Source organism: Ruegeria sp. AD5 (genome assembly GCF_056542345.1).
The window spans coordinates 749,431-773,496 of sequence record NZ_JBQFZR010000001.1 but is presented as its reverse complement, the minus strand read 5'-3'; the positions used below and the strand labels follow the sequence as shown (position 1 = coordinate 773,496).

General features: G+C 52.3%; 19 protein-coding genes. 12 read left to right on the top strand and 7 right to left on the bottom strand.

Annotation, left to right across the window (positions count from 1 at the left end; all coding sequences use genetic code 11):
* The first annotated feature begins 32 nt into the window (after positions 1–32).
* The 5 genes from ACR0JG_RS03885 to ACR0JG_RS03865 all read left to right on the top strand — a co-directional run bounded on the left by ACR0JG_RS03885 (position 33) and on the right by ACR0JG_RS03865 (position 8,782).
* The gene (locus tag ACR0JG_RS03885) at positions 33–1,460 is read left to right on the top strand and encodes an HlyD family secretion protein (protein WP_480567614.1); all 1,428 of its coding nucleotides are present in this window, start codon (positions 33–35) and stop codon (positions 1,458–1,460) included.
* On the top strand, positions 1,453–3,030 hold the full coding sequence (locus tag ACR0JG_RS03880; RefSeq protein WP_170402711.1) for a glycosyltransferase: 1,578 nt from the start codon (positions 1,453–1,455) through the stop codon (positions 3,028–3,030). Before ACR0JG_RS03885 ends, ACR0JG_RS03880 begins: the two co-directional genes overlap by 8 nt.
* 99 nt (positions 3,031–3,129) lie before the next feature.
* Positions 3,130–4,548: a mannose-1-phosphate guanylyltransferase/mannose-6-phosphate isomerase gene (locus ACR0JG_RS03875; protein WP_170402708.1), complete on the top strand. Its 1,419-nt coding sequence runs from the start codon at positions 3,130–3,132 to the stop codon at positions 4,546–4,548.
* 182 nt (positions 4,549–4,730) lie between these two features.
* Positions 4,731–6,125, top strand: a complete 1,395-nt coding sequence (locus tag ACR0JG_RS03870; RefSeq protein ID WP_480567612.1) for a nucleotide sugar dehydrogenase — start codon at positions 4,731–4,733, stop codon at positions 6,123–6,125.
* Between the two features lie 77 nt (positions 6,126–6,202).
* On the top strand, positions 6,203–8,782 hold the full coding sequence (locus ACR0JG_RS03865) for a calcium-binding protein (RefSeq protein ID WP_480567610.1): 2,580 nt from the start codon (positions 6,203–6,205) through the stop codon (positions 8,780–8,782).
* A gap of 24 nt (positions 8,783–8,806) precedes the next feature.
* On the opposite strand, the gene ACR0JG_RS03860 is transcribed toward ACR0JG_RS03865, so the two are convergent.
* Entirely contained in the window at positions 8,807–9,421 is a 615-nt protein-coding gene (locus ACR0JG_RS03860; protein ID WP_155150329.1) for a response regulator transcription factor, read from the bottom strand.
* Between the two features lie 346 nt (positions 9,422–9,767).
* Here ACR0JG_RS03860 and ACR0JG_RS03855 point away from each other — a divergent pair, with 346 nt between their 5' ends.
* The 4 genes from ACR0JG_RS03855 to ACR0JG_RS03840 all read left to right on the top strand — a co-directional run bounded on the left by ACR0JG_RS03855 (position 9,768) and on the right by ACR0JG_RS03840 (position 14,623).
* Positions 9,768–10,259: a putative pterin-binding protein gene (locus ACR0JG_RS03855; protein ID WP_170402696.1), complete on the top strand. Its 492-nt coding sequence runs from the start codon at positions 9,768–9,770 to the stop codon at positions 10,257–10,259.
* Positions 10,223–12,766 carry a hybrid sensor histidine kinase/response regulator gene (locus ACR0JG_RS03850; protein ID WP_480567608.1) on the top strand — a complete coding sequence of 848 codons (2,544 nt, stop codon included), beginning with the start codon at positions 10,223–10,225 and terminating at the stop codon, positions 12,764–12,766. Before ACR0JG_RS03855 ends, ACR0JG_RS03850 begins: the two co-directional genes overlap by 37 nt.
* Positions 12,767–13,550: 784 nt before the next feature.
* Positions 13,551–13,868: a YecR family lipoprotein gene (yecR, locus tag ACR0JG_RS03845; protein WP_480567606.1), complete on the top strand. Its 318-nt coding sequence runs from the start codon at positions 13,551–13,553 to the stop codon at positions 13,866–13,868.
* A gap of 209 nt (positions 13,869–14,077) precedes the next feature.
* Positions 14,078–14,623, top strand: a complete 546-nt coding sequence (locus ACR0JG_RS03840) for a hypothetical protein (protein ID WP_480567603.1) — start codon at positions 14,078–14,080, stop codon at positions 14,621–14,623.
* A gap of 643 nt (positions 14,624–15,266) precedes the next feature.
* Here the strand turns inward: ACR0JG_RS03840 and ACR0JG_RS03835 are convergent.
* The 4 genes from ACR0JG_RS03835 to ACR0JG_RS03820 all read right to left on the bottom strand — a co-directional run bounded on the left by ACR0JG_RS03835 (position 15,267) and on the right by ACR0JG_RS03820 (position 18,623).
* Positions 15,267–16,595 (bottom strand): ATP-binding protein, encoded by a 1,329-nt coding sequence (locus ACR0JG_RS03835; protein WP_480567601.1) that lies wholly within the window; start codon positions 16,593–16,595, stop codon positions 15,267–15,269.
* Positions 16,595–17,254 (bottom strand): response regulator transcription factor, encoded by a 660-nt coding sequence (locus tag ACR0JG_RS03830; RefSeq protein WP_480567599.1) that lies wholly within the window; start codon positions 17,252–17,254, stop codon positions 16,595–16,597. Before ACR0JG_RS03830 ends, ACR0JG_RS03835 begins: the two co-directional genes overlap by 1 nt.
* A 38-nt stretch (positions 17,255–17,292) precedes the next feature.
* Entirely contained in the window at positions 17,293–17,913 is a 621-nt protein-coding gene (locus ACR0JG_RS03825) for a PepSY domain-containing protein (RefSeq protein ID WP_480567597.1), read from the bottom strand.
* 134 nt (positions 17,914–18,047) lie between these two features.
* Positions 18,048–18,623 (bottom strand): hypothetical protein, encoded by a 576-nt coding sequence (locus ACR0JG_RS03820; RefSeq protein ID WP_480567593.1) that lies wholly within the window; start codon positions 18,621–18,623, stop codon positions 18,048–18,050.
* Positions 18,624–18,654: 31 nt separating this feature from the next.
* Between ACR0JG_RS03820 and ACR0JG_RS03815 the strand changes: the two genes are divergently transcribed.
* The gene (locus tag ACR0JG_RS03815; protein WP_480567591.1) at positions 18,655–19,218 is read left to right on the top strand and encodes a hypothetical protein; all 564 of its coding nucleotides are present in this window, start codon (positions 18,655–18,657) and stop codon (positions 19,216–19,218) included.
* A 253-nt stretch (positions 19,219–19,471) separates the two neighbouring features.
* Here ACR0JG_RS03815 and ACR0JG_RS03810 read toward each other — a convergent pair whose 3' ends face one another.
* Entirely contained in the window at positions 19,472–19,660 is a 189-nt protein-coding gene (locus tag ACR0JG_RS03810) for a hypothetical protein (protein ID WP_223117590.1), read from the bottom strand.
* 329 nt (positions 19,661–19,989) lie between these two features.
* Between ACR0JG_RS03810 and ACR0JG_RS03805 the strand changes: the two genes are divergently transcribed.
* A complete protein-coding gene (locus ACR0JG_RS03805; protein WP_480567589.1) occupies positions 19,990–20,376 on the top strand; it encodes an excinuclease ABC subunit A in 387 nt (128 codons plus the stop codon).
* Positions 20,373–20,762 (top strand): LysR substrate-binding domain-containing protein, encoded by a 390-nt coding sequence (locus tag ACR0JG_RS03800; protein WP_480567587.1) that lies wholly within the window; start codon positions 20,373–20,375, stop codon positions 20,760–20,762. The genes ACR0JG_RS03805 and ACR0JG_RS03800 overlap by 4 nt, the downstream gene beginning before the upstream one ends.
* 547 nt (positions 20,763–21,309) lie before the next feature.
* On the opposite strand, the gene ACR0JG_RS03795 is transcribed toward ACR0JG_RS03800, so the two are convergent.
* A complete protein-coding gene (locus ACR0JG_RS03795) occupies positions 21,310–23,958 on the bottom strand; it encodes an AsmA family protein (protein WP_480567585.1) in 2,649 nt (882 codons plus the stop codon).
* Between the last annotated feature and the right edge of the window lie 108 nt (positions 23,959–24,066).

Sequence of the window (24,066 nt, the reverse complement as noted above, 5' to 3'; positions counted from 1 at the left end):
TGTCAACAGTTTCTGAGGCGACATTGCGTATATTGCACGAAACACCGGGGTCGGACCTGGATTGGAAGGTCAAAGCACCGCTGGTCGTGGAAACCCCCTCTGGCGCGGTGGTCGCGATTGAACGCTGGTCGCTTGCGGGGCTGGAATGGCCGGACGACGCGCCTGAATGCCCCAAAACCGCGACACTTAGCGTTCCGTTTCAAGGCGTAGATATCCGCTTCCCGGTACGTTTGTCGAAGCCAGGTCCCAATTCCACAGTGCAGCTGGAAGGTCTAAGCGGTCGGCAACGCGAGACGTTGGCTCTGTTTTATCGCTCTCTGTTGTCTGGGCGAATGGCAAGCAGCGCAGATGTGATAACCAGTCTCGACACTCCGGTTGACTTGGTGCCGATGGAGGAAACGGAAGGCGAACAATCCCGGAAACCTGCGAGATTTCTTCCACGATCTTTGCGTGTTGTACTCAATGTGGCGACCTATCTGCTGATCGCAGCAGCGGTGATTGGCGTTATTGGAAACAACATTTTCACCAATTTGGACCGAATTGACATCCAACACGGGCGCGTGTTGGCCCCAATGATCTCTTCTTTCCCTTCAGCCAACGGCTATATCGAACACATTGAAGTCACGGCTGGGCAGGAGGTGCGCGAGGGTGATCTTCTATTCTTGATGGACGATGCGGAAGCTGTGGCGGCGCTCAAACGCACCGAGGCGGAACTGGCGCTTGCCCGCACCGAGGATGTCAAAATCTCCGAGGCTTTGAAAGAACTTCGGTCCCTATCAAACTCGGAGGTATTATCCGAACGCGTCGCGGCAGCCATGCGCTTCTATGTAGAGTTGGTGCAGGACGGCGGGTTTGACGATCTACGGCGCCAATGGCTTAGCCTTCGTGAACGCAACCCTGAGCTGGCGCAGTCGGTCGATCCAGTATTGATCGTAACAAACTTGCTGGAAGCCGAAGAACGCAATCGCGCCTCCGCGGTAAAGGCGTTGGAAGCAACAAAAGAAGCTCAGCAACAGAAAATTGAAAACAATCACGTTCGCGCAGCAACAGACGGGATTGTTCAGGACTTCATCGTTCGGAAGGGGCAGCCGTTCGGTGGTACGGCAAACGAGTTGGTCTTTGAAACGGCTGAGCCTCGTATGACGATCGGGTGGGTGTCGGAACGGTTTGCTGAAACGATTTACATCGGCATGCCCGCAACGATCGGCTTCAATGAGAAGGGAAAGAAGATCACCATTCCCGGTGAGGTCTGGGACGTGCGCGCAGGGGACAATCCTGAACGACCCGGAGAATTCGGAATCATTGTTACGGTTCGCGCAATTGGCCTGTCCTCGAAACAAACAAAGAGCCAATTACGGTTGGGAGCCCCGGTAAATCTGGAAGCAAAGCGACAGTTGGGGACACACTTCCGTACCTGGATAAAGTCCATGGACCCACGTGTGGGCCGATCCGATGACTGAATATGAGTTCGACAAGGATCTGGCTTGGCGGTTAAGGGAGCTGCAAACAAATGTTCCCAACTATTTTTGCAAGTGGTCACTACCGCAGTTCACCTTGTTTTTGCTCTTGTTTATGGGGCTGCTCTGGCTGTTGGCGAATGTACCGAACCGGTTCTTCAACCCGAGTGTTTTGCACGTCACGATGGTCCTTGGAACACTTGGGTTCTGGCGATTTGGTTGGTGGTTTACCCATGCGTTAAGGGCTCAGATTTATGCGAAAGGCAAATGGCCGGGCATGCGGCGCCGGGCGGATGCAATTTGGGATGCGGGCTGGCGCCCCAAACGCCTTCATATTCAGATGACGACCTATTTTGAGGAACCCTCCATCACCAAACGTGTTGTGGGGTCCATCCTTGGACAAATCCGCCGCGAACGGATTCCGACGACGATCTATATCGGTACAGGCAGTGCATATGATGAGCAGGTCATTCGCGACTTTGTCGAAACCTATGCGCAGGATATCCCGGATGATCTGGCGACGCTTGTATTCATCCGTCAGAACCAGCCGGGCAAGCGAATGGCGATTGGTCTGATCCTGCGGGCGATCTGTCGATCCGGTGCTTCGCCTGATGATTTGGTGATCTTTATGGACGGCGACGCCCTGTTTGGCGGGGATGTTCTACGTAAAACCCTGCCAATGTTTGCAAGCGATCCAGAATTACAGGCGCTGACCACAGATGAAGAGGTCATATGCTATGGCCCGGCCTGGATCGCAAAATGGCTGGACATGCGGTTCGCCCAGCGTCGCCTTGCGATGCAAAGCCATGCTTTGTCGGGTCGTGTGTTGACGTTGACGGGGAGAATGAGCGTGTTTCGCGCGCGCCATATTCTGGACGAAAAATTCATTCGCACGATCGAGGCGGATCACCTGCATCACTGGCTTTGGGGTAATTTCCGGTTTCTGTCCGGGGATGACAAATCAACCTGGTATCGCCTGCTGAGCGTGGGTGCGAAAATGACCTATGTGCCGGATGCGACGGTCTACACAATTGAGGTCATCAAGGAAAATGGCCTCATGCGGATGGTCCAGAATTTCCGCCGTTGGTCGGGCAACATGCTGCGGAACGGAAGTCGCGCAATCGCACTTGGGCCGACTGCAATGCCGTTTTTCATCTGGTGGTGTGTCGTTGATCAACGGATCGCCATGTGGACTATGATGGTCAGTCCGGTCATGGCCGTTGTCGGCAGCCTGATTGCGCCGGGTTACTTCTGGAACTGCATCATCTGGGTGTTGTTTTCTCGGATCGTGCTGTGTCTGTTCCTGTTCGGATACAGCAGGCGCGCGGATATGAGTTGGCCGTTCATCCTGTATCTCAATCAAGTGATCAACGCGACGGTCAAGATCTACATGATCTTTCACCTATCCAAACAGAAATGGTCGAACAGAGGCAACCAAAGCTCTGGCGGTGGATCGGGCTTTGCCGAGACACTAAAAAGCGGATTTGCCAAGTTCCAGATGGTCACCGCTATCCTGACGTTTTTAACCGCCATCCTGACCTATGTCGGTCTGATCGAGATGCAGTTCGGCTAATAGACCTATCCTTTCGATAGTGAGCTTAAGCCTATGACACACAGCAATAAGAGCGGGGGCCGATAATCTGGAATCAGACTTGTAATGATGAGGTTTCACATGATTCAGCCAATTATCCTTGCTGGTGGTTCCGGCACCCGTCTCTGGCCCGTCTCTCGTAAGAGTTACCCAAAGCAGTTCGTCGAACTGGATGGCGACAACAGCCTGTTTCAGAAAACAGTTGAACGTGTGGCCGAGCCTGGATTTTCGGCACCACTGATCGTGACGGGCGAAGACTACAGGTTCATTGCTCAACAACAATTGGCAGATGTTGATGCCGAAAAGTCTGAACTGATCGTGGAACCTGTTGGCCGCAATACCGCCGCTGCAGTTCTGGCAGCTGCTTTGCGGTACAAAGAAGAGCCGGAAACGATCCTGCTTGTCCTGCCCAGCGATCACGCAATCGATGACGTGCCGGCATTTCGCCGGACTATGGTGCGCGCTGAAAAAACAGCCAAACGCGGTAAGATCGTCACCTTTGGGATCAAACCCGATCATGCCGCGACGGGTTTCGGGTACCTACGGGTTGCAGGCGGTTACCAAGGATCTCTGCTGATTTCTGCGTTTGCGGAAAAGCCCGATGCCGAAACCGCCAAGGGCATGTTGGACAGCGGTGACTGGCTGTGGAATGCCGGGATGTTCATGTTCCGAGTTGATACCGTTCTAAAGGCATTTGAAGCTTTTGCCCCTGACATGTCTGCACCGGTCGAGGCTGCGTTGGCTCTTGGTTTAAAGGATCTGGGTTTCTACCGAATGGATCAAAACGCCTTTTCCCGCTGCCCGAGCCTCTCGTTTGATCATGCGGTAATGGAGCATATCGAAAACGGTGTCGTGGCGTTTGAATTGGACTGCGGGTGGTCCGATCTGGGCAGCTGGAAATCGGTGAAGGATCAGGGTCAGGGAGATGAGGGGGCGAATGTCACTTCTGGAAATTCGACAGCCATTGATTGCCGCGACAGCCTGCTGAGGTCGGAAAACCCGGATATCAAGTTGGTCGGACTAGGCTTGAAGGACATCGTTGCAGTCGCGACCGACGATGGAATTCTGGTCGCGGACATGTCGCACAGTGCTGAAGTCGGCAAGGTAGTGGAAGCGTTGCGCAACGAAGGCTCCGACCAGGCCGAGATGTTCCGTCGGTGCCATCGTCCCTGGGGTTACTACGAAACCCTGTCGCTGGGTCCTCGGTTTCAGGTCAAACGGATCATGGTTCTGCCTGGTGCCAAGCTGTCCCTGCAAAGCCATATGCACCGAGCCGAACACTGGGTTGTCGTCAGTGGTTCGGCAACCGTGACGGTTGGTGACAGAGTCAGCCTGCTTTCCGAGAATGAATCGACCTACATCCCGCTGGGTGCTGTCCATCGGTTGGAGAACCCGGGGAAACTGCCTTTGCATCTGATCGAAGTTCAATCCGGTTGTTACTTAGGCGAAGACGACATTGTGAGATACGAGGATATCTATGACCGTGTCGCTGTAGCTTAGATTCACTTGCACCACCCTCCTGAAGACTGGCCCGCGTGGATTTTCACGCGGGTTTTTTCTGTCGTATGGGTTTGATGACCATTCGTATATATCCGGCGTCATTTGCGCATTCCAGATAGTCTGCCGATACATTTCTCAAAATTATCAGCGCGTTACCTTGGATTTAAATCGGAGGTAAATCTATGGAACTCAGAAAAATTACTCAGAAAGACGCCGAAATTGTCATACCAACGTCTTCGCAAAAACCCCGGATCAGTGTTGTCGGGCTGGGCTATGTCGGCGCTGTCTCAACCGCCTGTTTGGCCTCACTTGGGCATCGGGTCGTAGGTGTTGACATCGACCCTGACAAAGTGAGCCAGATCGCGCGCGGAGTGAGCCCGATCCACGAAGAAAATCTTGGTTCAACTCTCAAGCAAGGCGTTCAAAAAGGGCTGATCTCTGCAACCGACGATCTGAGCGCAGCTGTACGCGAAACCGACGTTACCTTTGTATCGGTCGGAACTCCAACCGCCCCGGATGGGGGCTGCGACTATAGTTATATCGAACAGGCTGCGCGCTCGATGGCGGTCGGCCTTCGCCAAAAAGATGGTTTCCACATCTTTGCCATGCGGTGCTCGATCCCGCCCGGAACCACGATGAATGTGATGGTTCCGATCCTCGAAAGGCTTTCAGAAAAGAAGATGGGCCAGGACTTTGGGGTGTGCTTCAATCCTGAGTTTCTACGGGAAGGCGTCGCCATAGATGACTTCCATAACCCTCCGAAAACAGTGCTTGGCACCAACGATTTTCGCACGGCGGAAGTCATGAAGCGCATCTTCGCACCGGTTGATCCAAATCCCATTTTGACAACAGTCGAAGTGGCTGAGACTATCAAATATGTCGACAATGTATGGCACGCGACCAAGGTTTGCTTTGCCAACGAAGTCGGCCGCTTGTGCAAGCCGCTGGGCGTGGACAGCCACGCGGTCATGGATGTCTTTACCCAAGATACAAAGCTGAACCTCTCACCTTACTATCTGAAGCCGGGCTTTGCCTATGGCGGCTCATGCCTGCCGAAAGAAGTGCGGGCGGTTACACATATAGCCGAAGAACTGGGTGTCGAACTGCCCATGATCGGCAACCTTGACCGCTCAAACCGAGAGCAGATCGATCAAGCGACCGAGATGCTTCGCAAAACGGGGGCCAAGCGCGTTGGGGTACTGGGGCTGGCTTTCAAACCCGGCACCGACGATCTGCGCGAAAGCCCTATTCTGGAAGTCATGGCCGAGCTCCATGCCGAGGGGGTGGAGTTGGTCCTGCATGATCCGGCGGTGACAAAAGAAACCCCTCTGAGTGGGTTGCAAGCCTACATGCATCACGCGGGCTCTGGCATTCGAAGTCTCGCGGAATCCATCAAATCGATGCTATGCGACAGCATAGAAGACGTAATGGAACAGGCCGAGGCCGTCATCGTCTGCCATCGCAACCCCGCTTATCAGAACGCCGTTTCCAGTAAACCGGAGATGCCGGTCGTGGATGTGGTGCGCTTGTTTCCCGAGAACCCGGTGAACCGTCGGATCGACGGCATCGGTTGGTAAATTTTTACTCCAAATAGCTGAAAGTAAGAGGTGAAATGATGCCTGCGGTATCTTCAAATGTAATTTCAGGAACGGGTTTGTCCGATCAACTTGTTGGCGGAAGTGAGCAGGAGACCCTGATAGGGCTTGCCGGAAACGATGAGATCCAAGGGCAAGCTGGCGATGATGTGTTGCACGGTGACTATGCCGAGGCAAACTTGCTGGACGGCACAGAAGGTGCTGTCAGTTTTTCCGACTACGCCGAGAACGGCGAATGGGGATTGATTGATCTTGCAAACGGCCACCAACAGATGGAGCAGCAGATTACGACCGAAGCGGGCGGGGTCTATGAACTGAACCTGGATCTCGCGACAAATTTTGCTGCAGGTCGTTCCGGGGCTGCCGTCGAAGTTCTGGTCGATGGTGAGGTGTTCGCAGAGTTTTCTTCTCAAAGCGGTGCCTTCGGATCTCATTCCGTTCAATTCACAGCTGACGATGACAGCTCGACCATTACGATCAGATCGATTGATGTGTCAGGCAACGGTCCAACAATTGATACGTCCGGTCCTGCGTTTCACTATGATAAGGATGTCGAGATTGGTGGACAAACCGTGACGGTTTCCGCATTCGCCGATGGGCAATCAAATCTCTATCAGGTTCTAAATGGAACACTGCATGTGTTTGATATCGAAACCCAAGCCTATGAAATGGCGGGCGTCGAGGGCACGGTCAATGTGAACTCGATGGGTTACAATACGGAAGACGACCTTCTGTATGCCATCGCAGTAGGTGACGGAGTGGATTCATTGGGGCAGGTGGTTAGCCGCTCTGATTTGGTGATGCTGGACGCCGAAGGAAACAGTTACCGTGTTGGCAGCACACCATATCGGTCTTGGACCGGGGATTTTGATGATCAGGGCAACCTTTGGTCGTTTCAATCCAGTATGGATCGTATCGCAGTCATCGATGTTGATCAGTTTGATACGGATGGAAATCCGGTAACCACAGTATACAAGTTGCCATCCGATCTTGTGGATTTCAAAGTCTACGATGTTGCGTTCGACGCGGCCTCACAGTCGTTCTACGGTGTCTCTCGCCCAAGTTCCGAAGGTGCAGCTACGGTTATGCTGATCGTTGATATCTCTTCGGGCGAACCAGAGTTTCGAACGGTTTCAGTCACATCGACAGTGATTAACGGCGAAGTCCTGAATGGGGTCCCGCTAATGACGTTTGGAGCTGCAATCATTGACGTAGACGGAAACCTGTTTGTCGGTGGCAACTCAGGCGACCACGACATGGATGACTCGACACCTGCAACAGGCGCGATTTTCCAGGTCATCGTGGATGATGTGACCGGCGAGGCTAGGTTGCACCTTATCGAAGAGGCGCCGAAATCGTATTCGAATGATGGTGCCGCCGACCCGACAGCAACCAGTCCGTTTGCGCCCGTCGATTTGGATGCAAGCGTTTTGGTTAAGGATCTGACACTTGTTGCGACCACCGAAGGCGCGTTGAGCTACGATGATGACCTTTCGGGCAATGCAGGTAGCGATGCCCTATACGGTGGGATTGGCACTGATACCCTGACGGGTGGTAGTTCAGGGGACGTGCTCGAAGGGGATGACGGCAACGATCTGCTGCACGGTGGAGCGGGCGTCGGTGCCGCCAGCGGCATTGTCTCGCAATATGACGAAGACGGTGTGCGGTACGACCAGTTTGGCAATGTTCTTACAGAAGACGATGACTCGTTGTTCGGCGGGCAGGGCGACGATCACCTGATGGGCTCGGCTGGGCACGACATGCTGGATGGTGGGATCGGCAACGACATTTTGGATGGAGGCTCAGGCTTTGACATTCTCATCGGTGGTCAGGGCGATGACACACTCCGCGGTGGATCCGAAGCTGACAGTTTGCGAGGTGAAGACGGCCAAGACGTTATGGACGGTGGCTCGGGCAATGATGAGATGTTCGGTGGCACAGGCGATGACCAACTCGATGGCGGGTCTGGCGCGGATGTCCTGAACGGTGGCGATGGCAATGATAATTTGTCAGGTGGATCCGGTGATGATTTTCTTTCCGGGGACGACGGAAAAGACACGCTGTCCGGAGGATCTGGCAACGATGACCTAGATGGCGGTGCGGGCGACGACAGCCTCTCTGGGGGCTCAGGTGATGATACCGCGATAGGCGGTCTCGGCGCGGATACTCTGGATGGCGGATCCGGAAACGACACATTAGCTGGCGGTGAGGGCTCCGACACGCTGAAGGGTGGTTCTGACGATGACGAGTTGATTGGGGGCGCTGGCAACGATTATCTGAATGGCTCCAGCGGTGACGACGTTCTGGACGGAGGTTCAGGGAAAGATCGGCTTTACCTTGGTGCAGGAGATGATCAAGCCACCGGTGGCGCTGATGCAGACAGGTTCATTTTCCGCGATGAGGATCTGGATGGGTCGACCGATACGATCACTGACTTTTCGCTCAGTGATGGCGATTTACTCGATCTGCGCGCGCTCAACATCGATAGTGGCGGAGCTGATACGTCTGACTGGTTTGATGCCAACGCGGAAATCGTGGGCGGGACCGATGTCTACGTAACTTTGTCACCGGATACGACATTAATCCTTGAAGGCGTAGCGTCGGATTTCGACCAACTCTACGATCACTTTCTATTCTGAAGTCCCCCCCCCTGCGGACTCGGGTCACTCGAACCCTGCATCCCGAGCGATCAGAGCGGCCTGGGTCCGGTTTTTTGCATTCAGTTTCTTGCAAAGGGTCCGAACATGCAGCTTGATCGTCACCTCCTGAAGATCCAGCTCTCGCGCGATTTCCTTGTTGGACTGCCCACGGCACAATCCGCGTAGAACCTGTTTTTCCCGCTGGCTGAGCTGACGGGAAAAGTCGCTTTCTTTAACATCGCCATCCATACTTAGAACGCTGGCCGGGACGAAGGTTTCGCCGGCGATCATAAATCGCACCGCGTTGACCAGAGATTTGGCGCCCATGGTTTTGGGCAAGAAACCAACGGCGCCCATTTCGACCGCTTCCTGTGCGATCTTGTTTGGTGCGGTCCCGCTCAATATCGCAAAAGCCTGTTCAGGGAATTGACGAATTGCGTCTGAAAGCCCTTCGATCCCGTTCATACCCGGCATATCAAAGTCTAACAGGACAAGGTCGAATGGATCTTCGGATGACAGCAATTTCATCGCAGCCATGTAATCGGGTACGGCAACAACTGCCGCGCGCCCCTCGGTTTCGAGGTAGGATGAGATCGTGTCACGGACCAAACCGTGATCATCAGCCAATAGAATTCGCATCGATATCGGTGACCTTGAACAAATGCTTTGATCCGATTTTATCGCACCCGGAATAGTTGAACCACCAAAAGGGTTACTATTTGACGAACTTTGCAAATTCATGTTGTTTTCCTAAACTATTACTCTTTGACGCTGGCTGCCAAAGCCTCATTATCGCACTCAGCGACAACTTTGATTGCATGGTTTGGGACGTCGAAAGTTCGCAAATTAGGCTGATGGTGTGACCTTTGGTGCGCTGAACTATCCTAAAGTATAGCGAGCTATTCTATTGCGTCTAAGAACGTTTCGCGGGGCTGTGTCAAAAGCGTTTTGACAAAGGTTCACCTACTCACGGACACAATCTCGCATGCTCAAAACTCTAAAATCACTTTGCGCCGCACTCGCCATTTCATTTGCGAGTGCGGCATATGCGAATGAAGTACTTCTTACGGTCTCGGGCGATGTCGGTCTCAATGGAAACAAGAACACTTGGACGTTCGACAGGAAAGCCCTTGAGGCATTGCCCAGTAAGTCAATCGATACAACAACGATCTGGACAGAGGGTACGCAGAGCTTTGAAGGAGTTTCCCTTGATGTGCTTCTGGACCATGTCCAGGCAGAGCAGGGGATCATACGAGCGGTGGCTTTGAATGACTACGCCGTCACCATTCCCACCAGTGATGCAACAGATGGTGGCCCGATCGTTGCCTACTTGCGCGATGGCAAGGCGATGTCAGTACGCGACAAAGGACCTTTGTGGATAATTTACCCTTACGATGCTAACGAGGCCTATCAGTCCGAAGAAATTTATGCCCGCAGCATTTGGCAACTCAATCGATTGGAAGTCGTAGCACAGTAAGTACCGAGGAGAAGGCCATCGACACTAAAGCGCCTTTAATGAGCATGAAGAGATGGCCCATTTTTGCCTTTGTAGGATTGCTGGTTGTGAGTCTGGCTATCGTGCTTTCCCTTGGGCGCGAGGTGAAATCAGATCTCGACGCACTCTCGACCGCAAAAACAGACAACGTCAGCTGGCTGATGTCTCAGCTCGAAGTCGAGCTGCTTAGGTTCGAAGTCTCGGTCATTGACGCTTCATCACGTTCCAATGGTGACTTGTCCACTGTACGCAACCGTTTCGATATCTTTTATAGCCGAGCGGATACGCTGTTGAGTAGCGAGCTGTTTTCATTTCTGCGAGGGGGTGCCGCCGCGCAACCAGCCCTGCAAGCCACTGAAGATTTTCTATCCCGGCTGACACCATTGATCGATGGGCCGGATGACCAGCTGCGCGCAGCACTTCCTGATCTGCGGGCGCAGATTCAAACACTGCGACCTGAAGTGCGCGAGATTGCGCTGGGCGGTATTCAGGGATTTGCCCAGGAAAACGCAACCCGACGTGCTGAGTTGGCCAGCACACTAACCCGAATGGCATCATTACTTGTTGTACTTTTCGTTGCACTGCTTTTAGCTTTTGCAGTTCTCATCAAATTATTCCGGCAAGGGCAGTTGTTTGCCCGGCAAAGCCAGTCGGCTCGCAACCGATTTGAAGCGGCCATTACCTCGTCACTGGATGCGGTGTTGGTGGTCGATACTTCTGGAAGAATTCTTGAATTCAACGGTGCCGCCGAAGATGTCTTTGGGTACCGTCAGGCCGAGGCAATCGGTGCTGATATGGCTGAACTTATCGTTCCAGAACACCTGCGCGCCCTGCACCGAAAAGGCATGACACGATTTCTCGAGACCGGCGAGCAAAAGGTAATCGGCGCTGGGCGCGTCAGGTTAGAGGGTTTGCGCAAATCGCAGGAAACTTTTCCCGTGGAGCTGTCCATATCGCTAGCTGAAACGGATGGAGAGCAAGTCTTTGTCTCATTCCTTCGGGATATAACTGAGGAACTCAAAGCCGAGGAAGACTTGCGCACTGCAAGAGACAAGGCGCGGGAAAGTGAACAGGCCAAATCCGATCTGTTGACAGTGATGAGCCATGAAATGCGTACTCCGTTGAACGGAATACTCGGCTCTGCGGCATTGATTGATCAGAGCAATCTGACGGACAGACAAAAGCGGTATCTTCGTTCTATTGAGGTGTCGGGTAAGTTGCTGCTGTCTCATGTGACTGATGTTTTGGATTTTTCCAGACTGGGTTCAGGCAATGCCTTGCGTGACAGATCAAGTTTTGACGTTATGGAGGTTGTCCACGAAGTTGCCGACAGTCTGTCGGCGAATGCAGATGCGCGTGGCAACGACTTGAAGGTCGATGTTCTCTCTGAAGAGCTTATCGACGTTCTTGGATACAGGACTGCGCTGCAGCAATGCTTGGTGAACCTGTTAGGTAACGCAATCGAATTTACGCGGGATGGATCAGTCACGATCGAAGTCGAACGACTTCATCATGATGATCTGATTGAGTTTCGGATTGCAGATACCGGGGTCGGGATATCATCTGACTATCTGGACGTTATCTTCGACGAATTTGTCACGATCGATACCGCCTTTGCACGTGAGACGAGCGGAACGGGATTAGGGCTGGCTATTACCAAAAGATTGGTCGAGGCGATGGGTGGCGACATCACGGCGTATAGTGTGCTTGGAGAAGGCAGCCTGTTTACAATGCGACTGCCGCTGCCAACCTCAAGATCTGATGTCATGAGCGAACCGGATTCCACAGACGCGCCACAGGCAGAGCTTTATCAGGGTTTGAAAGCGCTGGTGGTAGACGACAATGAAATCAATCGAATGATCTTGACCGATATGCTTGAAGATCTTGGCTTTTCGGTTGCTGAGGCTGAAAGTGGTTACGCCGCCTTAGAACGTCTTGGGTCCGAGCGATTTGATGTACTTTTGTTGGATATCAGCATGCCGGGTATCGATGGTATCGAAACACTCGGAAAAGTTCGCGAACTGAATATCGAGTGGGGCAATTTGCCAGCGATAGCAGTTACGGCTCACGCAGCCCCAAAAGATCACGAAGTCATACGAGCAGCAGAATTTCAGGGGTTGCTGGTGAAACCCGTTCCATTGGCGGCTTTACAGTCAGAACTGTCTAAAGTTGTGAAGGTGCAAAGGGTTGAGGTTATGGAGCCAGACAATGACTTCAGGATTCGATTTGGAGCGGACAAATTCCGTGAAGCCTGCAGGGAATTGAACAACGAAGTTGTTGGTCTTATTGACAGTCTCAATAATTCCAATGAGCTAAATGACACACACAGGCAAGCGGCGCATAAACTATGTGGCTCTGCTGCGATACTCGGGCAAACCGACCTTTGGTCCAAGTTGAATGACCTTCAAAACTGCACTTCGCAGCAATGGGACGACGAGAAGGCTACTTTCTTGAGGGATTTGCAGTACGAAGCCAAACGTTGTCGTTGAAGTTCAATTCGCTGGCTACGGCCCACAATTCTCACAGTTGCACTCGAATTGGCGGGATGTATCGAAGCGATATCGGCAGGACGGCTGAGGCTTAACAGACAAGAACTTGCCGAGATTTTGATAGATTTACCTACGATCTGCGCCGAAGAAGGCGATAAAGATTCAGTCTAGCTTTTGCTCGGCTGCTCCAACGTGATGGAAAGCCTTTGAGTCGCAAATGGTAAAACCCGTGCGCCCATCGAAAATCGAATGACCCAAAATCAATGGCTTAAGCCTCTCGGAATGGCAAAACTATGTGTCGCCCGACATTCCCCTAACATATTGAAAATAAATAATTTTTTGTTTTTAGCTCCGATTTTTTTTGGGGAGATTCGAACCCATCCCGCAACAAATCCCGCAACATTCTTGACGTGCGCCGATGGTTTTAGAGCTCATGAACTATTGAAAAGTGATAGTTATCTCCCTCGGACAGGCTTAGCTTCAGTTCGTCGATTTCCATTATTGATAGTGAAAACTTGCTTGATAGTTTGCGGTCGGCGAAAACTCTTTCATAAGTCCAGCGTAAGTAATGGCGCTTCTATTTCGTTCGCACAATTCGCTGGGAATTCTTTAACCTAGTACATACACAAAACCCGGCCTTGTATTTCAGCAAGTTCACCAAAAACGACTTGTAGCGAACAGCCGAGCGCTAATTTGCAACAAAACCTTAAGGGCGAAATAAGTGCCATATTGACACTATATAAGTGGATTCGATACTCGTTTTTCGTCAACGAGGGACAATAAAATGAAGTTAAAATATATGTTTATAGCTGTTGCTAGTCTGGTTGCAGCATGTGAGGCGCAGACGGTGGTTCCTGTGCCTACTTCAGGTAGTCGAGACGACGCTAATGTCGTGCTTTCCTACAATACCGGACTATACGCACCAACCACGCCGGATTGGGCCCAAGCTCAGGCTTCGGCTAATGCGCGGTGCAAAGCATGGGGCTATACCAAGGCGGACCCTTTCCAAGGAACTTCTGAACAGTGCCATTCTCGAAACGGTTATGGGCAGTGCTTAGAAGCAACTATCTCTAGAACTTACCAGTGCCTTGGCAGAGGCTAAAGGCTTGCCAACAGAGAGTGTCTCTGTTGGCTATTCTTCACATTAGAGGGCTCAATCAGCTTTGTGGTGGTTTCCAGTTTTGCAATGTGCTCCAGACTTGACCTAGTCACCAATGTCGAGTTGGCGGCTCAGAGCAACTAGTGACTAAAGAAAGCGACACTTAGGAAGGGGCCATATAGGAAGCACGAAAGCTACGGACTGGAGACGCAATGAAACACATAATTGGGTCCACACTGCTACCATCAGCGCTTCTGGCTTTTGGTCTAGATGCAAAAGCCGAAACTTATGAGTTGCATAGGCACAAAGCATGGTCCGTCGATCTAGAAGTGCCCGATGACAGTCAGATGTACTGCACAGCCAAGACTAGTAATCGTAGTGGCGATGTAGTGAGTATGACCGCATATGCCGATGGCGGAGTGATCATGTTCATCTTCATGGCCCCGGATTATGAAGGCTGGGAGGGCAACTTCCAGCAGGATGCGGTTGTCGACATCGACTATCAGCGGTGGAATCTGCGCGATGCTGAGTTCATCGGCAATGTGGGCATGGATACGATTATCTTCCGCTGGGAGAAGGGCGGCGCGTTCAAAAACTTCCTGACAGACCTGTGGAGCGGAAATGCACTCGCCCTGAAGACTCCCGGTGGTGGTCGTTCGATAGCTGTGTGGTCTTTAGGCGGATCCGCCGCTGCGCTTTCTGCGCTAAATGATTGCTTCGCTCGCATCGGTTTGGAAACTCCTAGAGTTAGGATGTGACGCCACCAGCGAGTTCTGGGCTTTAGGTTTGTTGCTCGAAACGTTGGCGTTGATCCCGCAACAAATCCCGCAACATTTTTGACCTGCCGTGAAGGAAATATGTTGGCTAACATATTGAAAATAATAGGAAATAAGAGGTGTTACAAAATCGGTATCAATCCTCCTCGGTCCGCCACTTGGTGCTGAAAACATTGAATAAATTCCCATCGACGTTTTCCTGCCCCTGATCTGCCACTAAAATCAAATCGCTTGCCGGATCGTCCGCTCGATATCGGATTGAGTCGGAATGTCGCACCCCACCCCCCGGCCTCACCCGGAAGCGGTGCAGTTTTGTTTCTACCCCACGCATAACAAGCGCGGGCTGGCTGGGCTTTTTGACTGTTAGGTCAGACGAGATGAGGGGAACGTATTTCGAGGCAATTTCGGTGCGCGCGAAATAGGACGGCAATGAGCCCGAAGCGACCGATGCTGCGGCTCAAAGCGGTTACTCTACATCGAACTTCCATATCGCGGTCGGCGCCCATGCTGATGCTATTCCCAGCACAGGAAGAGCAGAAGACTGTCCGAACTTATAGTCTGAGCAAAAAACTGCCATTTGATTGACTGAATTCAAGGGCCGTTGTGCGCCTTTACGCAATTGTGCCTATTCTGAAACCAGAATTTGGCAAGCCAAGCCGCCGAGTTTTTGGGATGTATCTAGTGTCAGATTGCAGCCATATGCATTCAGCAGATCAACGGCGATTGCCAAACCTAAACCGGTTCCGCTGACAGAAGTGTCTAAACGACCTCCCGAACGAAGCACTCCTTCACGTGCATTTTCAGGAATTCCAGGCCCGTCATCTTCAATGCAGATCTGAATGCCGTCTTCAACACGCTTTGCAGCGATCTGAACTGTTGATTGGCACCATTTGAGAGCGTTGTCGAGAAGGTTACCAATCACTTCTTCTATGTCTTGAGTGTCCATTCGCACCCAGAGACCGGCCTCGTGGTCTGAAGTAAGTGATTTCCCTTCGCGCTCTGCCATGACTGAAAACAGTCTGGACAATCTCCCTATTGAGTTCGAAAGATCGGTTTTTGAATGTGTCAATTCTCCAGTATTGGTCGCACGCATGCGCGCGAGGGAGCGGCCAAGCTGTGCATCGATCCGACCCAAAGCCTCTTCTGCTTGAATGGTATCGGCTCCGGTTTCCGACAAGTTTGTCAGTTCATTTCTGAGGATTGCTGTCGGCGTTTTCAGCGCATGCGCCAGGTCCGCCGCTTGCCGCCGCGAGCCCGATACAATCTCGCGGTTTCTGTGCAGAAGTTGATTGAGGTCTTCGACAAGTGGCGAAACCTCTTCGGGATAGTCTTTCGGCCTAAGGTCATCTCCCTTGTCCCAGCGATGCGTCACATCTGCGCGCAGTTTCCTGAGGGGGCCGATAATTGCAGACATCAACAGCAGCGAGCCAGCAACCCCGATCAGGCCGACCAACCCAAAAACCGGAAGCAGGTTATTCTGTGCGGCCCGGCGTTCGCTGATCAGCGCTTGCCTGCTTTCAGCGACCGTCACGCCCCACTCGGTTCCGTCTTCGAATGTGATTTTCTGATAGACGCTGCGAACCGCCTCATTATCCGGGCCAGTGGTGTTCCAGACGACTGCCTCTTCCCTCAGACGTGTAGGTTCGGAAATTGTTTCGTCAAACAGCGAGGCGGACGTAAATGTGGTTCCGCTGCCATCGGTCACTTGCCAATACCTGCCCGAGTACGGCGTTCCGTAGGCCGGGTCGAACATGAGATCACGCAAGGTTTCGGGGTTATTGGTGGTGCCGCTCAGCCCGACAACAAGTTGCGTGTGCCGTTCGCGCAGAGCCTCGTCGAACTGCACCAGAACACGCGTGTTGATATACGAAAACACAACCAATGTTCCGACGCCGACAGAAAGGGCTCCCGTGGCGAGACCCCCAAGCAAAGCACGCTGGCGCAGCGATAACATCAGGCCGTATCGATCATATAGCCGCGCCCTCTGACCGTTGTAATGAGGTCAGAGCCCAGTTTCTTACGCAGCCGGGTTATGAAGACGGCAATGGTGTTCGAATCCCTGTCACCGTCATATTCATAGATATGCTCTGACAACTCGGTACGTGACACCATGCGTCCGATGTTGTGGGCAAGGTATGTCAGAACTGCGATCTCTTGCGCCGTCAGATCAACAGGAACGCCGCCCACGCTGACGCGACCGTTTCGCGTATCGAGCATAACGTCCCCCATTTCGATAACCGGGTTTAACTGACCGCTTTGTCGGCGCAGGATGGCCCGTACACGAGCGGCCAGCTCGGGCATGTGAAATGGCTTCGTCATGTAGTCATCAGCACCTGCATCAAGACCATCCACGCGCTCGCTCCACCCATCGCGGGCGGTGAGGATCAACACGGGTGTCTTAACGCCCGCGCTGCGCCATTCGCGCAGGACAGAAATACCGTCGCGTTCCGGCAACCCGATGTCGAGGATGATCATGTCGTAAGGTTCGGTCGCACCCAGGTGCAGGGCGTCAGTACCATTCTTGGCCACATCTACCACGCGGCCTTCTGCGCTAAGAAGTTTCTTAATCTGCTCGCATAGCTGCGGTTCATCTTCGGCCAGAAGTACTCTCATATTCAAAAACTACAGTCACAACTGCTTTGGTTTAAGCCCTATTTTTTACCGTTGCCCTTGCCGTTCCCGCCAGAGTTGCCGCCGCCGTTTCCACCGCTGTTTCCGCCACCATTGCCGCTGCCGTTACCACCGCTATTACCTCCTCCGTTTCCACCACCATTTCCACCTCCATTGCCGCCGCCGTTGCCGCCGCCGTTGCCATTGCCACCGCCGTTTCCACCAGCATTGCTATTGCCACTGCTTTTGCCGTTGTTTCCACGGCTCGCAGAAGCTCCACGATTGCTGTTGGTGTCGCGGCTGTTGTTGGCGTTGGCGGGGTTCGAACGGGCTGCTTTCGATATTTGACGCCCAACACTGGATCGATTGGAAACGACTGTACCGGTCTGTGCATCCACAATGACACTGACAATTTTTCCATCGGGCTTTTTGACTAGAATACGATAGTAAATTTGATCAGCCTGAAACGCGCGCGCATCGACAGGGGTGCCGCCATAGGCTTTTTCGACACCTTTGATAACCCGTTTCAAACGAATGGTGTCCCCGGTCAGGGTCGCTTTGCGCAGTTCACCTTGCTTGAGCTCGCGTGTCTGGGCAGCCGCTTCCCTAAAAGGCAAAGCAACAATCAGGCTTGCTACCACCAAGATCACCTTCGCGCGCATGAAAGTCCTCGTATTTCGCGGCTAGAGACTACGTCTTTCGACATGAACCGATGATGAACAAGCAGTTAGCCCTGCGTTCAAGCACCCTCAAGTTAAATGGCAAGAAGCATTGGGGATTCGTGCGTGAATCGAGACTATTGAACATAGCGAGTTGTTTCAGAAAACTGATACCCGCTGATTTCCACCGAGGAGGTCGATATGAAAATCACCAGTTTGAGACTGCTAAAAGCATCGACCCTGGCAATCGCGTTGTTGGGATCTACAGCCATCGTAGCCACCGTTGCGGTGCCGGATATTGCATTTGCAAAGGAGGGCAAAGGCAATGGCGGTGGAAAGGGTAACGGTGGAGGCAACGGCAAAGGCGGCGATAAAGGAAACGGTGGAGGCAACGGCGGCGGAAAAGGCAATAGCGGTGGCAAAGGGAACTCCGCCAGCGGAGATCGTGATGACCACAGTTTCGCCGGTAACAAAGGCGGAAAGAAAGGTGCCGACAAAAGTTTTGGTGGCCGAAACACCGGTAAATCCAAGACAAAATCTTCGCGCTCTGCTTTGGGCAAGGGCGGTCGTTTTTCCTTGAAGGATATCTTTAGCGGCAAAGGCAAGTCGAGAACGGTCGCCACATCTGGAAAACGCTCGACCACCAGCGGAAGCAAACAAAAGCCCAGGACGTACAAGAAGCCTTCGAAAACAGTAATTGTCGAAGAGTCCATTCGCCCAGCGGTCAGGGAAAAGGGGAACAAGATGGCGGCACTTCTTGGTGCCCACCCGTCTGAGTTAGGGGCGCTCAATGCCGCCAACGCCAGCGCAACTGCATTAGAAAATGCAGCACCCAATTCCCGCGTAGGCCGAATTGCCAATTATCGAGATACCGTGTTGGCCGGAGAACCCTTGCGCGAAGAGCTTGAGGAACAATTGGAAGAGCTCGCTGGCTTGGAGCCGCCGGAGCGGACTGTTCCTGAGATTGAAGAAGACCTGGAAGCCGCGTTGAGTGAAGTCCAGGAAGACCAGGAACGCGTCGAGGATCTCGAACAAGCTCTGGAAGACGCAGGCGGAACTGACCCAGAGATTGAGGAGCAATTGGATGAAGCCCGCGCTGATTTGGACTCTTCGATCGAAGCAGCGCAGGACCTGAACGATGAACGTCAGGCTGCCGTCGAATACGAAGAAGCGACTGAACAAGTGCAAGAACTGGCTGACCAGGTCGAGGAACAGGAATTGACCGAACGGGAAGCCCTGGAAGCCGCCGCCAACAAACCCGTGACCGACGCCGTTGAACACGAGGTAAAGGTGCTGTTGGGTCTGTAACGAAAGACAACGACTCTCTGCGTCAATCAACCCTCAGTACTGACCACTCACGGAAGTACTGAAACCCGGGTCGGCCAAAGGCTTCACAGAATGGGTAGCAGCTGGCCGGATACTTTTGCATATCAAAGGCTACGCCCTTTTTCCCAAAGGCATAATAAAGAAACCCCGCCCCATAACTGGAGCGGGATTTAGTTTTCAATTCCAATATCTAGGACGAATACCGGGAATTGTGTGGGGGTCTGCTGAACTGCCTTCAGACGTTGTTATGTGCCTCGGAAAGCCGCTTGTTTTTGACGATCTGTGTTAATGCATTATCGATAGGAGGGAAGCGACCACTGCTCGATTTGGTCGTGGTTGGCAAACGTTCTTCGGCGATTTTGCCGGAGGTTTGCATCACAGCTGTTGTGCTGGACTCTTCAGTCACAAAGGCAGACTTGATCATGCGTTTCCCCTTGTCAGCGATCAAACGGAACAACGTCCCGAATGATCCAACACCATCACTATGCCTGAGACTGTTTGAACACTCTGAGAATACATTGTTCACGTTCAGTTAATGTTGTTCGCGAAATAAAGACAAACGAATAGGCGGGCGACCAGGTGGAGGAAGAACATCCCGTTTTAATGCTTTAGTTGAATTTGCGATGACAATCGCAGCCGATGATTTCAGCTCGTGAACAAACTGCTGCATCGGAAAGCGACTCTTCGCTTATGAACTCGCCAAGGCCCATTCAAGATCATATCTAGGCTAAGAAGCTGAAAAAGGCGCTGGGAATGAAAAAGATTGCTGGGATTCTGGCGGTGGCACTGACCGTGCAAGGCGCGTCATTTGCGAACGCCAGTGTCAGCTTGTGGAGCCTTAGCACGGGGCACGTTAGCGGAACCGGCGCTACCTCGCCGATCCATGTGAAATCCAAATCCGGACATTGTCCGCCGGGCTTGGCAAAAAAGGCAATCCCGTGCGTACCGCCTGGACAGGCAAAGAAATATCGACGTGGCGATTACATCTATGATGGGTATGTCCGCATTGATGATCCCAGCCGTTGGGGACTACGGCGCAACGGATATTACGTGCGTGCCGGAGATTATGTTTACGAAGTAAACCGTGAAACACATGAGGTGCTGAACCTGATAGGGGCAATCGCCGACATTCTGAATTGAGAGCTGGTATCGCTCACCACCTTGAAACACTGTTTGCGGCCATTCGGTTGGATTGCGGCAGTCGAAAGTATGGACTCGCTGCGGCCATTCACTGTGGTGCGCTTGGACTGGTGGTGAAGCACCGTGTCTCTGAGTTGGTACCTCTGATCACACTGGCGGCCTCCGGTTTGGGGATGGCCTATCTTGCTTGCAATCTGGGTGACCGCCATCCTGATCTGATCCGTGCACCGTTCCAAAAACCAATGCCGTATCGGAGCATCTGGCTTTTGCTGCATCGCGACCTTCGGAATACAGCCCGTGTCCGGCTATTCGTAGACTTTTTGGCCGAACGGGTCCGATCCCGGCGAAACGAGTTCTGGGTCTCGGGAACCGAAACGCGTGGTTAGCCGTCATGTCGTTAGGTCAGACGAATAACAAACTGGTACTCTTTTGAGACTTTGAAAGCAGCGCCGGTGAATAGCCGTTAATCTCGTTGGGTCAGATATGCTTGACGTTTGGGTCTTAATTGAATGACTTGATTGACCTGTTTGTTGAGGTTTTGGCCGTCGATTGAGTCAAAGATCAGTGAAGTTCCAAATATCTTGTTGAACGTCACACGAACCTGACCCAACCGTCACAGTTGGAACAGAAGTGCAGTGAACGTTCGAGATCGGAATGTGACTCCAACGTTGGACATAACTGAAGAGAGTATTCAAGCGTTTGCAGAGGCGTGTGAAGCTTGGCCAAGTTGCAGAGCACATTGAGCCCGCAGCGACCCATCTGGCTCTGGCGCTGGACCGAAGAGAAATCGAGACGATCCCCTGTGACGCCGGGTTGGTTCGCGCCTAAAGTGCGGAATATATCGAGAGAAAACCCAAAGCAAAGATCGCATCCAGAAAGCGATGTCATTCTTTTTGAACTTTATTTGTGTTCTTATATCGACTGCCTTCGCCACTACTGCAGTTGTAAAATATCCGGAACACAAAGTTTTCTTTTTGCCGGCATTTTGTCCGCACCATCCGATCGTTTCAGTCGCTTGGGACCGTCTTTTACCTTGATCTTCGGCTTCGCTAGTGGGCCTTTCAAGGTCACGGGCCAGGGGCTCTTCGACAGAGGTTCGCCAATCTTGCGGGGCTGCAGGTTTAAGTCCAAAACCTTGCCCGCTACATTAACACCGCCAAAGACGACGACTTGGACATGATCTGTCTCCAATGTGGTTTGTTTCGTCGAAATACTTCCATTGGAAATACTAATCGGTGCACGCAAACATATGATCGGAGCAACCTTTTGTTTCTCTTTGGTAAACACCCAAGGTAGTATCCCTAGCCCTGCCAGATCCAAAAGCTGGGTCTCGATCGAGCCGTCACGCATTGAGACCGTGGCATTGCCGTTCATGCTGTTGGCAAAATGCTTAGGTGAATCGGTTCCGCCGGTCACCGAAAAATCTGCATAGATGGTACCGCTTGCGCCCTTTTTGAAGTTCAGGTTGTGAAGAATTTCATCAAGCTGCCAGCCGCCTGCTGTGCCGGTCAGCGTGAGCAGATGCGCGTCGTTCGATAGATCCATTTGTCCGCTGACATCGAAATGAGCACCTCCGTATTCAAAATTCAAAGGTCCGGCCTTGAGTTCATTTTCGTTGAGCGTCAGTTCACTCTGCAAACTGCTGATGCCTTTGGCACCCTCTATGTGCCGAAGGTCAACGTCGACATCCATATCCATACCGGACAAGAGAATTGAACGCCCAATAGGTTTAAGTGTTACGTCTCTTAGAGGACTAGTGTCGCCGGATTCCTCAATGACGTCTTCCTCGTCGGGCTCTGGACCGCCTATTTTCCTCAATTGTGCAGCGGCCTGAACGATGGTTCGGATCTGATCTATCTTTATCAAGTCGCTCTCTATGGAACCCTGTAGTACAGGATCACTCGTTGCATCATCAAGATCGGCCACAATTTGCAAGACAGAGTCAGCAACCTTGATTTTGGCATTCGCATCCCAATCGGCTCCTTCGCTGGCAAGGCCAATTTCAAAGTTAGCCTGCCCAGTTTCCACCCGATCAAGCGATAGGGCTTCTAACAGGTCCGCTCCGGAGGGGACTTCTACTTGAATTGCCAAATCCAGGTTCTCGAATTTGAGCACATTTTTTACAGAGCCATGCACCTCAAGGTTCCAAAGTTCCGTTTTGCTTGTCTGGCCATCCAAATTTGTCAGCGAAAGCTGATTGATGTCGCCGTTCAAATGAAAGTTACCAGAAAATCGACCAAGTTGATCATCCGGTCCCAGAAGCTCTGGTGAGATCAAGCTGCTTGCGGGTATATCCATTAACCCGTCGGCCGATATGCCTTGTAATTGCAACGCGTCTTCGACCGAACCGTCCAAAATGATAAATGGATCAGCAGGGTTCCCAATTCTCAAATTGATGTTTCCAACACTCAAGGCGCCTTCGGGTGTTCTGGAAAGCTCGGAAAACTTAATCGGGGGCGGCCCTTCACCAGAGGTATCCAATGTGAACCCGTTGGTTTCAATGACCATTTGCCGCTGCGGGACCTGCCCGGGTACGCTATCGATAACCATGTCAACTGCTATTAGTTTTAGATCATACCGCGACGCGGCTGGGGCGGGTTCAGCATCTTCAGGGTACAACCGAATGCGGGTTGTCAGGGATACGTCTTCTGGGTTTCCCAACTCTCCGATTTGTCCCGTCAGCGAAAGGCTTTGCCCACCATCCAATTCAGTCAATACAGCCAGGTCATCAATCCGGGCTACGCCGTCGACTGATTTGAATGTTGCACCAATGCTTCCTGAACCCTCCAAAACGCGATTGAGTTTCAGGATATCAAGAAGCTGACCAAGTTCGGCAACCTCTATGGTCGTATTCACTTGTAGCCCGTTCTCTTGAGGGACTTCTTCGGCGGCAATCGCAATCTGTTCGAAATTCACAGCGACCTGAAACGGGTCGTCCGCGGGAATGCTCGCGTTCAGATCAAACTTCTCTCCATTTAGTGAACCAGCCCCAACCGCGGTCACAACGTCGGTTTCCGTATCACGCTTTAAATTCAGCTCAGGAAGCTGCAGATCCAGACCAAGCCCGTTTAGATCGTTCTGGTAAAGAACGGTGACATCGGTCAGGTCAATTTTGTGGTCCGTTAGGATTCCAGCAACAGACAGGTTTGCAGGTTTGGCCGGATCCCCGGCTTTAGCGCCCGTTTGGGAAGTGGGCTGCCAGTTTCCGACACCGTCTTTGTCCGTGATCAAGTTGAGGTGAACACCCGAGAGAGAAAGCTCACTCAGCGACAATTTGCTGTTCCAAAGGTCGCGGGCGGAAATTTTGAACTCAAGTTTGTCGATTGCTGCCAGGTTCGCTTCGGTCTTGATCGCGCCGCGTAGTACCAATCCCGCTGCGGATACCTGCAGTTGCCGGCCAAGGCCTAGACGCACTTCATCTTCTATTAACACGTCCTGACCAAGTTTCTTCGAGATCAGGTTTTTAACAAAAGTGGTTCTGACAGAAGAAAACAACGCAGAGGACAGGAAAAGCCATGCCACAACAACCGCGACGAACGCGACAGCGCAACAAACCATTACACCTCTTGTGATGAACCGCACGCTTTTCTCCTAAGGTTCTGATTCCTTTCTTGGGCAGACTAGACCATTAAAGCATCATGTTAATGGAATATGTGGCTTCTTATTTTGCTGAACCCTAAATGACCTTGA